The organism is Pseudomonas sp. GW822-FHT06D10 (genome assembly GCF_058799535.1).
Genome location: NZ_JBXALN010000007.1, coordinates 334,850 through 346,110 on the forward strand (window position 1 = coordinate 334,850; position 11,261 = coordinate 346,110).

The 11,261-nt window shown below is 54.7% G+C and carries 10 protein-coding genes and 4 tRNA genes; all 14 read right to left on the reverse strand.

Features of this window, described 5'->3' with window-relative positions:
• Window positions 1-18 precede the first annotated feature (18 nt).
• Entirely contained in the window at window positions 19-4,092 is a 4,074-nt protein-coding gene (rpoB, locus tag AC1RL5_RS24330; RefSeq protein ID WP_072453185.1) for a DNA-directed RNA polymerase subunit beta, read from the reverse strand.
• A 221-nt stretch (window positions 4,093-4,313) separates the two neighbouring features.
• Window positions 4,314-4,679 (reverse strand): 50S ribosomal protein L7/L12, encoded by a 366-nt coding sequence (gene rplL, locus AC1RL5_RS24335; RefSeq protein ID WP_011063780.1) that lies wholly within the window; start codon window positions 4,677-4,679, stop codon window positions 4,314-4,316.
• An 80-nt stretch (window positions 4,680-4,759) separates the two neighbouring features.
• The gene (gene rplJ / locus AC1RL5_RS24340) at window positions 4,760-5,260 is read right to left on the reverse strand and encodes a 50S ribosomal protein L10 (RefSeq protein ID WP_011063781.1); all 501 of its coding nucleotides are present in this window, start codon (window positions 5,258-5,260) and stop codon (window positions 4,760-4,762) included.
• Between the two features lie 198 nt (window positions 5,261-5,458).
• Window positions 5,459-6,154, reverse strand: a complete 696-nt coding sequence (gene rplA / locus AC1RL5_RS24345) for a 50S ribosomal protein L1 (protein WP_011063782.1) — start codon at window positions 6,152-6,154, stop codon at window positions 5,459-5,461.
• Window positions 6,154-6,585 (reverse strand): 50S ribosomal protein L11, encoded by a 432-nt coding sequence (rplK, locus tag AC1RL5_RS24350; RefSeq protein ID WP_003176435.1) that lies wholly within the window; start codon window positions 6,583-6,585, stop codon window positions 6,154-6,156. The genes rplA and rplK overlap by 1 nt, the downstream gene beginning before the upstream one ends.
• Window positions 6,586-6,703: 118 nt before the next feature.
• On the reverse strand, window positions 6,704-7,237 hold the full coding sequence (gene nusG / locus AC1RL5_RS24355; RefSeq protein WP_002555501.1) for a transcription termination/antitermination protein NusG: 534 nt from the start codon (window positions 7,235-7,237) through the stop codon (window positions 6,704-6,706).
• A gap of 9 nt (window positions 7,238-7,246) precedes the next feature.
• The gene (secE, locus tag AC1RL5_RS24360) at window positions 7,247-7,615 is read right to left on the reverse strand and encodes a preprotein translocase subunit SecE (RefSeq protein WP_011063783.1); all 369 of its coding nucleotides are present in this window, start codon (window positions 7,613-7,615) and stop codon (window positions 7,247-7,249) included.
• Window positions 7,616-7,660: 45 nt separating this feature from the next.
• Window positions 7,661-7,736, reverse strand: a tRNA-Trp gene (locus AC1RL5_RS24365).
• Window positions 7,737-7,790: 54 nt separating this feature from the next.
• The gene (gene tuf / locus AC1RL5_RS24370) at window positions 7,791-8,984 is read right to left on the reverse strand and encodes an elongation factor Tu (protein WP_011063776.1); all 1,194 of its coding nucleotides are present in this window, start codon (window positions 8,982-8,984) and stop codon (window positions 7,791-7,793) included.
• Between the two features lie 84 nt (window positions 8,985-9,068).
• Window positions 9,069-9,144, reverse strand: a tRNA-Thr gene (locus AC1RL5_RS24375).
• Between the two features lie 26 nt (window positions 9,145-9,170).
• Window positions 9,171-9,244 (reverse strand) — tRNA-Gly (locus AC1RL5_RS24380).
• 24 nt (window positions 9,245-9,268) lie between these two features.
• Window positions 9,269-9,353: transfer RNA gene (locus tag AC1RL5_RS24385), tRNA-Tyr, on the reverse strand.
• A 142-nt stretch (window positions 9,354-9,495) separates the two neighbouring features.
• Window positions 9,496-9,942: a hypothetical protein gene (locus tag AC1RL5_RS24390; RefSeq protein ID WP_072453205.1), complete on the reverse strand. Its 447-nt coding sequence runs from the start codon at window positions 9,940-9,942 to the stop codon at window positions 9,496-9,498.
• Window positions 9,943-10,105: 163 nt separating this feature from the next.
• Window positions 10,106-11,068: a bifunctional biotin--[acetyl-CoA-carboxylase] ligase/biotin operon repressor BirA gene (gene birA / locus AC1RL5_RS24395; protein ID WP_053160208.1), complete on the reverse strand. Its 963-nt coding sequence runs from the start codon at window positions 11,066-11,068 to the stop codon at window positions 10,106-10,108.
• Window positions 11,069-11,261: the final 193 nt, after the last annotated feature.

Sequence of the window (11,261 nt, forward strand, 5' to 3'; positions counted from 1 at the left end):
CTCGATTCGCGTCACGTGTTATTCGGTTTCCAGATCGATATCGATGCCGAGGGAACGAATTTCTTTGATCAACACGTTGAAGGACTCGGGCATGCCCGGCTCCATACGGTGATCGCCGTCCACGATGTTTTTGTACATCTTGGTACGACCGTTCACATCGTCCGACTTCACTGTGAGCATTTCTTGCAGAGTGTATGCAGCACCGTATGCTTCCAGTGCCCAGACCTCCATCTCCCCGAAACGCTGACCACCGAACTGCGCCTTACCACCCAGCGGCTGCTGGGTAACCAGGCTGTACGAACCGGTAGAACGAGCGTGCATCTTGTCGTCTACCAAGTGGTTCAGTTTCAGCATGTACATGTAGCCAACGGTAACTGGACGCTCGAACTTGTTGCCGGTACGGCCGTCGGTCAGTTGCATCTGGCCGCTTTCTGGCAGGTCTGCCAGTTTCAGCATGGCCTTGATTTCGCTTTCCTTGGCACCGTCGAACACCGGAGTGGCCATCGGAACACCGCCGCGCAGGTTGTTCGCCAGATCCAGGATCTCCTGATCGGAGAAGCTGTCCAGGTCTTCGTTACGACCGCCAATCTGGTTGTAGATCTCGTCCAGGAAGGTACGCAGTTCTGCGACCTTGCGCTGCTCTTCGACCATGCGATTGATCTTCTCGCCCAGACCCTTGGCCGCGAGACCCAGGTGAGTTTCGAGGATCTGACCAACGTTCATACGCGAAGGTACGCCCAGCGGGTTGAGGACTACGTCGACCGGAGTGCCATTGGCATCGTGCGGCATGTCTTCAACCGGCATGATCACGGAGACCACACCCTTGTTACCGTGACGACCGGCCATCTTGTCGCCCGGCTGGATGCGACGACGGATTGCCAGGTAGACCTTGACGATTTTCAGCACGCCTGGAGCCAGGTCATCGCCCTGCTGCAGCTTGCGCTTCTTGTCTTCGAACTTGTCGTCCAGCAGACGGCGACGATCAACGATGTAGGCCTGGGCCTTCTCGAGCTGCTCGTTCAGAGCATCTTCAGCCATGCGCAGTTTGAACCACTGGCCGTGCTCAAGACCGTCGAGAACTTCGTCGGTGATTTCCTGGCCTTTCTTCAGGCCGGCGCCGCCTTCGGCTTTATGGCCGACCAGAGCGGAGCGCAGACGTTCGAAGGTCGCACCTTCAACAATGCGGAACTCTTCGTTCAGGTCCTTGCGGATCTCGTCCAGCTGGCTCTTCTCGATCGACAGTGCACGAGCATCACGCTCAACGCCGTCACGAGTGAAGACCTGTACGTCAATGACGGTGCCCTTGGTACCAGTAGGCACACGCAGGGAGGTGTCTTTAACGTCGCTGGCTTTTTCACCGAAGATCGCACGCAGCAGTTTCTCTTCCGGAGTCAGCTGGGTCTCACCTTTCGGAGTGACCTTGCCCACCAGGATGTCGCCCGCGCCAACTTCAGCACCTACATAAACGATACCGGCTTCGTCCAGCTTGTTCAGTGCAGCCTCACCCACGTTCGGGATGTCTGCAGTGATTTCCTCTGGGCCAAGCTTGGTGTCACGAGCCACACAGGTCAGTTCCTGGATGTGGATCGTGGTGAAACGGTCTTCCTGAACCACACGCTCGGACAGGCAGATGGAGTCTTCGAAGTTGAAGCCGTTCCACGCCATGAACGCGATACGCATGTTCTGACCCAGCGCCAGCTCACCCATGTCGGTGGACGGACCATCGGCCATGATGTCGCTGCGCTGAACCCGATCACCCTTGCTCACCAGCGGACGCTGGTTGATGCAGGTGTTCTGGTTGGAGCGGGTGTACTTGGTCAGGTTGTAGATGTCGACACCGGCTTCACCGGTTTCAACTTCGTCATCAGCAACACGAACCACGATACGGCTGGCATCGACCGAGTCGATCACACCGCCACGACGAGCCACGACGCAAACGCCGGAGTCACGGGCAACGTTGCGCTCCATGCCGGTACCTACCAGCGGCTTGTCAGCACGCAGGGTCGGTACAGCCTGACGCTGCATGTTGGAACCCATCAATGCACGGTTGGCGTCGTCGTGCTCGAGAAACGGAATCAGCGACGCTGCAACCGAAACTACCTGCTTCGGCGAAACGTCCATCAAGGTGACGTCTTCCGGCGCCTTGACGGTGAATTCGTTCAAGTGACGAACAGCTACCAGCTCATCGATCAACTGACCTTTGTCGTTCATCGTCGCCGAAGCCTGGGCGATCACGTGATCGGCCTCTTCGATAGCGGACAGGAACACGATCTCGTCGGTTACCAGAGCGTCTTTCACCACACGGTACGGGCTCTCGAGGAAGCCGTACTGGTTGGTGCGCGCATAGGCTGCCAGGGAGTTGATCAGACCGATGTTCGGACCTTCCGGCGTTTCAATCGGGCATACACGACCGTAGTGGGTCGGGTGTACGTCACGGACTTCGAAGCCTGCACGCTCACGGGTCAGACCACCTGGGCCAAGTGCAGAAACACGACGCTTGTGGGTGATCTCGGACAGCGGGTTGTTCTGGTCCATGAACTGGGACAGCTGGCTGGAACCGAAGAACTCTTTCACTGCCGCAGCCACTGGCTTGGCATTGATCAGGTCTTGCGGCATCAGGCCTTCGCTTTCAGCCATCGACAGGCGCTCTTTGACCGCACGCTCTACACGCACCAGGCCAACGCGGAACTGGTTCTCGGCCATTTCGCCAACACAGCGAACACGACGGTTACCCAGGTGGTCGATGTCGTCGACGATGCCTTTACCGTTACGGATGTCGACCAGAGTCTTCAGTACGGCAACGATGTCTTCTTTGCACAGAACGCCGGAACCTTCGATCTCGGTACGACCGATACGACGGTTGAACTTCATCCGGCCAACGGCGGACAGATCATACCGCTCAGGGCTGAAGAACAGGTTGTTGAACAGAGTCTCGGCAGCATCTTTGGTCGGTGGCTCGCCAGGACGCATCATGCGATAGATCTCGACCAGGGCTTCCAATTGGTTGCTGGTGGAGTCGATCTTCAGAGTGTCAGAGACGAACGGACCGCAGTCGATGTCGTTGGTGTACAGAGTCTCGATGCGAACGACCTGAGCCTTGGCGATTTTCGCCAGGATCTCGGTGTTCAGCTCGGTGTTGCACTCTGCCAGGATTTCACCGGTAGCCGGGTGCACGATAGCCTTGGCGGTGGTACGACCCAGGACGTAGTCCAGAGGTACATCCAGCTCTTTGATACCGGCTTTTTCCAGCTGGTTGATGTGACGAGCGGTGATACGACGACCCTGCTCGACAATAACCTTGCCCTTGTCATCCTGGATGTCCAGAACGGCAATCTCACCACGCAGGCGCTGAGGCACCAGCTCCAGGCTCAGGCTCTCGCCTTTCACGTGGAATACGTTGGTGGTGTAGAAAGCGTCCAGCACTTCTTCAGTGGTATAGCCCAGCGCGCGCAGCAGAACCGATGCCGGCAGCTTGCGACGACGGTCGATACGGACGAACACGCAGTCTTTCGGGTCGAACTCGAAGTCCAGCCACGAACCGCGGTAAGGAATGATCCGCGCGGAATACAGCAGCTTACCGGAGCTGTGCGTCTTGCCACGGTCGTGGTCGAAGAATACGCCAGGGGAACGGTGCAGCTGGGAAACGATTACACGCTCGGTACCGTTGATTACGAAGGTACCGTTCTCAGTCATCAGGGGAATTTCACCCATGTAGACTTCTTGCTCTTTGATGTCCTTGATCGCTTTGTTCGACGATTCTTTGTCGAAAATGATCAGACGGACTTTTACCCGCAAAGGTACGGCGTAAGTTACACCACGCAACACGCATTCTTTAACATCAAACGCCGGTTCGCCCAGGCGATAACCGACATACTCCAACGCAGCATTGCCGGAGTAGCTGATGATCGGGAAAACGGATTTGAAGGCCGCATGCAGGCCCACGTCGCGGAACTGATCTTTAGTCGCTCCCGCTTGCAAGAATTCACGATACGAATCCAGCTGGATGGCCAGGAGGTACGGCACATCCATGACGTCCGGCAACTTGCTAAAGTCCTTGCGGATACGTTTTTTCTCAGTATATGAGTAAGCCATCAGCGTTCCCCAGCTTGGTCACCTGCTTATTCGGCTCCTCCCGACGGGAGCAGCCAGAAAATCGTGCAAACCCTTTGGTTTGCGCCACCGCACAGGGTGGGCTACAGCACGTTACTGGCACCGACCCAGTCGGTCGCCAATAACGGAAAAAGGCCGGTGGCAAAAGCCACCAGCCATCAGCCGTTCGCTTAACGCTTGGGCTGGAGACACAAAGTCGATGCTTACTTGAGCTCGACTTTAGCGCCTGCTTCTTCCAGAGCTGCTTTGGCTTTGTCAGCTGCTTCTTTAGCAACAGCTTCCAGAACCATGGCAGGAGCGCCGTCAACTACAGCCTTGGCTTCTTTCAGGCCCAGACCGGTCAGTTCACGTACAGCCTTGATCACGTTAACTTTCTTCTCGCCAGCTTCGGTCAGCATGACGTTGAATTCAGTTTGCTCTTCAACAACAGCGGCAGCAGCAGCTGGGCCAGCAGCGGCAACAGCAGCGGTAACGCCGAAGGTTTCTTCCATTGCTTTGATCAGCTCAACAACTTCCAGAACGGTTTTCTGGCCGATTGCTTCGATGATTTGCTCGTTAGTCAGAGACATGACTATAAATTCCTGTATTGGGGTGACAGCCTACGCAGCCATCAAATTAAACATATGATTTTGAAAGGGCTTGCAGTGCCTTAGGCAGCAGCAGCTTCTTTCTGGTCGCGAATAGCCGCCAGAGTACGAGCCAGCTTGCTGGTAGCGCCTTGAATCACGCTCATCAGCTTCGCAATAGCTTCGTCGCGAGTTGGCAGCGAAGCCAACACGTCGATCTCGTTTGCTGCGAGGTACTTGCCCTCGAACGCAGCTGCCTTGATCTCGAACTTTTCCTGACCCTTTGCGAACTCTTTGAAAATACGAGCGGCAGCGCCCGGATGTTCCTTGGAGAATGCAATCAGGGTAGGGCCGACGAACGCGTCGTTGAGCACGTCATATTGAGTGCCTTCAACAGCGCGCTTGAGCAGGGTGTTACGTACGACACGTACATAAACACCAGCTTCGCGGGCCTCTTTACGGAGTCCGGTCATAGCGCCTACTGTCACACCACGGGCATCAGCCACGACAGCGGACAGAGCGGCTTTGGCAGCCTCGTTGACTTCAGCGACGATGGCCTTCTTGTCTTCGAGTTTAATTGCCACGGGTTTAACTCCTGCTTGTTACCGTTTCATCCAACCGGAGCTGGATGTCGTTTTGGTGTCTGATTCGGTAAGGAACCGGGAGCACCATCTGCGTAGGCTTGAGGTTTAAGACTTGCGTCGCCTACGGTCTTGGATAGCCCCCGCCAGGCAGGGACCCCAATTTTTCAGCGCGCGCAATTACTTGCACGCGCTTGTGTCTTATACGTCCAGCGAACCCTGGTCGATGACCAGACCTGGGCCCATAGTGGTGCTCAGGGTAACGCGCTTGACGTAGATGCCTTTCGAAGAAGCTGGCTTGATACGCTTCAGGTCAGCGATCAGAGCTTCAACGTTTTCCTTCAGCTTGACGGCGTCGAAGCCGACCTTGCCAACGGAAGTGTGGATGATGCCGTTTTTGTCGGTGCGATAGCGAACCTGACCAGCCTTGGCGTTCTTAACTGCCGAAGCTACGTCTGGAGTAACGGTACCGACTTTCGGGTTAGGCATCAGGCCGCGAGGACCCAGAACCTGACCCAGCTGACCCACAACGCGCATTGCATCCGGGGAAGCAATAACCACGTCATAGTTCAGGTCGCCGCCTTTCATTTCGGCAGCCAGATCGTCCATACCTACGCGGTCTGCACCGGCAGCCAGAGCAGCTTCAGCTGCTGGGCCCTGGGTGAACACAGCTACACGTACAGTCTTGCCAGTGCCGTGTGGCAGCACAGTAGCGCTACGAACAACCTGGTCAGATTTACGTGGGTCTACGCCCAGGTTCACAGCAACGTCTACGGACTCGCTGAACTTAACGGTCGACAGCTCGGTCAGGAGAGCGGCGGCTTCTACGAAGTTGTAGGCCTTGCCTGCTTCAATCTTGCCGGCGATAGCCTTTTGGCGCTTGGTCAGCTTAGCCATTACACACCCTCCACGTTAAGGCCCATGCTACGAGCAGAACCGGCGATAGTACGCACGGCTGCATCCATATCAGCTGCAGTCAGATCCGCGTTTTTGGTTTTCGCGATTTCTTCCAGCTGAGCACGGGTAACAGTGCCAACCTTAACGGTGTTTGGACGAGCGGAACCGCTGGTCAGGCCAGCAGCTTTCTTCAGCAGAACCGAAGCAGGGGTGCTCTTAGTTTCGAAAGTGAAGCTGCGGTCACTGTAAACAGTGATGATCACAGGAGTCGGCAGGCCTGGCTCAAGACCCTGAGTACGGGCGTTGAAAGCCTTGCAGAACTCCATGATGTTCACGCCGTGCTGACCCAGAGCTGGACCAACGGGTGGACTTGGGTTGGCCTGAGCGGCCTTAACTTGCAGCTTGATGTAAGCAGTAATCTTCTTAGCCATGAGGCACTCCAATTACGGGTTCAGACGCCTAGATAGGCTCCCCGGTTACTTGCGCGTTTATCCCAGTGACGACAAAACCCCACAGCCTAAGGCTGCGGGGTATGGGATTCTCGTTCAGTTATGCCTTCTCGACCTGACTGAACTCTAGCTCTACCGGAGTAGAGCGACCGAAAATGAGCACTGCCACCTGAATGCGGCTCTTTTCGTAGTTAACTTCTTCGACCGTACCGTTAAAGTCAGCGAATGGGCCGTCAGTAACACGAACCACCTCACCCGGCTCAAACAGGGTCTTAGGCTTGGGCTTGTCGCTGCCATCAGCAACGCGACGCAGAATCGCTTCCGCTTCTTTGTCAGTGATAGGAGCCGGCTTATCGGCAGTACCACCAATAAAGCCCATGACACGAGGAGTGTCCTTGACCAAGTGCCAAGTACCCTCATTCATGTCCATCTGCACCAGCACATAGCCTGGAAAGAATTTACGCTCGCTTTTGCGCTTCTGGCCATTGCGCATCTCAACCACTTCTTCAGTGGGGACCAGAATCTCGCCGAAGCCATCTTCCATGCCAGCCAGCTTCACACGCTCGATCAACGAACGCATTACATGCTTCTCGTAACCCGAGTAAGCATGCACAACGTACCAACGCTTAGCCACGGGACACCCTTAGCCAACAATCAAGGAAACAAGCCAACCGAGCAGGGAATCTAGCCCCCACAACAGCAACGCCATGACCAGAACCACAGCCACAACAATCAACGTGGTCTGCGTGGTCTCTTGGCGAGTTGGCCATACGACTTTACGAATCTCAGTGCGCGCTTCCTTAACCAGGACAAAGAACGACTTACCCTTGGCAGTCTGCAAGCCAACGAAGGCAGCAACTGCGGCAATGACAAGTAGCGCCAAGACACGGTACAGGATCGGCGAAGCAGAGTAGTACTGATTGCCAACAACACCAACAATCACCAAGGCAACAACAACCAGCCACTTGAGCAGATCGAAGCGAGAGCCTTGAGCTTCAGCCTTAGGAGTCATCTATGAAGATCCTGTGAAAAGAAAGCCAGACACATTGAGTGAATCTGGCAGGTCAGGAGGGAATCGAACCCCCAACCTACGGTTTTGGAGACCGTCGCTCTGCCAATTGAGCTACTGACCTAAAAACAAAATCAGGCCGACCATTATGTCGGCCCGATGGAGATATATCAAGAACTTATTCGATGACCTTGGCTACGACGCCAGCGCCGACGGTACGACCGCCTTCACGGATAGCGAAACGCAGACCATCTTCCATCGCGATGGTTTTGATCAGAGTGACAGTCATCTGGATGTTGTCACCTGGCATTACCATTTCAACGCCTTCTGGCAGCTCGCAGTTACCAGTCACGTCAGTAGTACGGAAGTAGAACTGTGGACGGTAGCCTTTGAAGAACGGAGTATGACGGCCGCCTTCTTCCTTGCTCAGAACGTAAACTTCAGCGGTGAACTTGGTGTGCGGCTTAACGGTGCCTGGCTTAACCAGAACCTGGCCACGCTCAACGTCGTCACGCTTGGTACCACGCAGCAGAACGCCGCAGTTCTCGCCAGCACGACCTTCGTCGAGCAGCTTGCGGAACATTTCAACGCCGGTGCAGGTAGTTTTCTGAGTGTCGCGCAGACCAACGATCTCAACTTCTTCCTGGATGCGAACGATACCACGCTCAACACGGCCAGTTACCACGGTGCCACGGCCGGAGATCGAGAATACGTCTTCGATTGGCATCAGGAACGGCTTGTCGATTGCACGCTCTGGCTCTGGGATGTAGGTATCCAGAGTTTCTACCAGACGCTTAACAGCGGTGGTACCCATTTCGTTGTCGTCTTGGCCGTTCAGAGCCATCAGAGCCGAACCGATGATGATCGGAGTGTCGTCACCTGGGAAGTCGTAAGTGCTCAGCAGATCGCGCACTTCCATCTCAACCAGTTCCAGCAGCTCAGCGTCGTCAACCATGTCAGCCTTGTTCAGGAAGACAACGATGTACGGAACGCCTACCTGACGGGACAGCAGGATGTGCTCACGAGTTTGTGGCATCGGACCATCGGCAGCCGAGCAAACCAGGATCGCGCCGTCCATCTGAGCAGCACCAGTGATCATGTTTTTGACGTAGTCGGCGTGACCTGGGCAGTCAACGTGCGCGTAGTGACGAATGTTCGAGTCGTACTCTACGTGCGCAGTGTTGATGGTGATACCACGAGCCTTTTCTTCTGGGGCGCTGTCGATCTTGTCGAAGTCAACACGAGCCGAACCGAAAACTTCGGAGCAAACGCGAGTCAGAGCAGCGGTCAAAGTGGTTTTACCGTGGTCAACGTGACCGATAGTACCCACGTTAACGTGCGGCTTATTACGTTCGAACTTTTCCTTAGCCATCGAAATCACCCCTAGGAGAAGAATTGAGCAAGTCACCCAAGCCATTAAAACAAAGGCAGATATTTTCATATCTGCCTTGTTATATGGAGCTCTTGAGCGGATTTGAACCGCTGACCTCACCCTTACCAAGGGTGTGCTCTACCAACTGAGCTACAAGAGCGTAACACTTTGCAAAACCTGCAAACTTGGAGCGGGTAGCGGGAATCGAACCCGCATCATCAGCTTGGAAGGCTGAGGTTCTACCACTAAACTATACCCGCGGAGCCTGCAGCTCTCGCTAAATCTGGTGGAGGGGGAAGGATTCGAACCTTCGAAGTCGTAGACGTCAGATTTACAGTCTGATCCCTTTGGCCGCTCGGGAACCCCTCCTAAGCGAGGCGACATTCTATATCATGCCACCCTTCTGTCAAGCATTTTCTCAATAAAATCTTGAGGTTAGCTGCGTTGACCTCGCTTCGCGACGCTGACTTCGTGAAGTCTTCGCTGCGGAGCGGGCGCCATTCTATGCAACCTATTCGACAGTTGCAACCCCCTCGCAAGGCATTATTTTATGTTTTAACTCATTGAATTCTTTAGCAAGGTTCTGCAGTTGCAGATCATCCAGCAAATGCTTGCTCTCGGGAGTCACACGAAGCCAAAAACCAGAAGAACCAGGAACACTCAAGGACTGCAGCCTGACATCAGCCCCCAGCCCTACCAGCCGCTGCTCCAACATCTGAGCCGTATCACGACGAGCAAAGCCCCCCAGATAAAGACAGCTTGCATCAACCTCCCCTGACTTACCCTTATCCCGCCGCTCGACCGAATCAGAAGACTCACTCAACAAACGGATATCTTGCTGAGTACCTCGATAGAGCGAGAGAGGCATGACCTCTTTCGCACGAAGCGGCGCTTCCTGCTGATGCCAGATGTAATAAAAGCAATTGAGGACCAATAACAACAGAAACAACCAGCGCATAAAAACCTCAAGACAGAGGACAAGGCTTAAACAACTCGAAAAGATGGATCACGTACAAGCTGATCTTGCGGAACCGATGCAACACTCAAAGTCCCACCCCACACAAGGAATCAGCCCCTACCTCCTAACCGTAGATCGCGCAAGCGCACATTGATGGCCGAACTCATGAGCCATCACGCAACCTTAGACTGAGCTCCCCGCCGCTATAGGTTTTCTCCTCCCCCTCAACGCTCAACCGCAAAGCTCCTTGGCGATCAATACCCAACACAACACCATCGATCTTATTTACGCCCGCGATCAGAGACACAGCACGCCCCTGCCAGAGGTGACCTTGCTCCCACTCGCCCTGGATCGCGGAGAAGCCATTCAGCCGATGACGCTCCAGATAAGACACAAGAACCTCATTCAATCGAGCAACAAGCTGATTGCGATCAATAACCTTGCCAGACTCCAACCTCACCGAAGTCCACTCCTGATCGATCTCTTCAGCGCTTTGCATATTCACATTGATCCCAATGCCCAGGACCACATGACACACATCCGCAGGATCACCCACCAACTCCAAAAGTATCCCCGCGACCTTCTTCTGACCAACCAAAACATCATTTGGCCACTTCAAACCGGCACCAGGAATTCCATACTCACGAAGGGTATGCATGACCGCCAGCCCAACGACCAGGCTAAGCCCTTCCAATTGCCGGAGACCTCCGTCCATACGCAAGACGAGGCTGTAATAGATATTTTCGGCAAAAGGACTTACCCACTTACGACCACGACGGCCTCGCCCCACCGTCTGACGCTCAGCTAGCACAAGAAAAGGAGCCACACTCCCTTCTTCAATGGATCGCAGCGCCTGTGCATTCGTGGAGTCGATAGAGTCGAGAATTCGGATATCCCAGGAGCCACTGGAAATAGAGGAGCGGCCTATCTCAGCACTGCTCAGCAATGTGATTGGAGTGGCCAACTGGTAACCGCGGCCTCGCACCTTATGAATGACAAGCCCCAACTCCGCCTCAAGAAGCTGTAACTGCTTCCATATAGCACTACGGCTAACACCCAGCGCCTGACCGAGCGCCTGACCCGAGTGAAATCGCCCATCTTTCAGAAGCTCTAACAACGTCGACATGCAGTTTCCGCCTCACCATGAGGCAGGCATGATAGCCATGCCCAGCGCTATTGCATAGAAACCCCAACCTGACGAGCAAGTCGATCGAGACAGCAAAAAATCAAACCCATTTTTCGCGCGCAAAAACAAAACCCCAACTGCATGCGCAGTTGGGGTTTCGGAATTTAATCTTGACGATGACCTACTCTCACAT

Excerpts from the sequence above, each read along its gene's own strand:
- AC1RL5_RS24390 (WP_072453205.1), bottom strand. The coding sequence starts at position 9,942 with ATGCGCTGGTTGTTTCTGTTGTTATTGGTCCTCAATTGCTTTTATTAC.
- secE (WP_011063783.1), bottom strand. The coding sequence starts at position 7,615 with ATGACTCCTAAGGCTGAAGCTCAAGGCTCTCGCTTCGATCTGCTCAAG.
- rplL (WP_011063780.1), bottom strand. The coding sequence starts at position 4,679 with ATGTCTCTGACTAACGAGCAAATCATCGAAGCAATCGGCCAGAAAACC.
- tuf (WP_011063776.1), bottom strand. The coding sequence starts at position 8,984 with ATGGCTAAGGAAAAGTTCGAACGTAATAAGCCGCACGTTAACGTGGGT.
- rpoB (WP_072453185.1), bottom strand. The coding sequence starts at position 4,092 with ATGGCTTACTCATATACTGAGAAAAAACGTATCCGCAAGGACTTTAGC.
- birA (WP_053160208.1), bottom strand. The coding sequence starts at position 11,068 with ATGTCGACGTTGTTAGAGCTTCTGAAAGATGGGCGATTTCACTCGGGT.
- rplA (WP_011063782.1), bottom strand. The coding sequence starts at position 6,154 with ATGGCTAAGCTGACCAAGCGCCAAAAGGCTATCGCCGGCAAGATTGAA.
- rplK (WP_003176435.1), bottom strand. The coding sequence starts at position 6,585 with ATGGCTAAGAAGATTACTGCTTACATCAAGCTGCAAGTTAAGGCCGCT.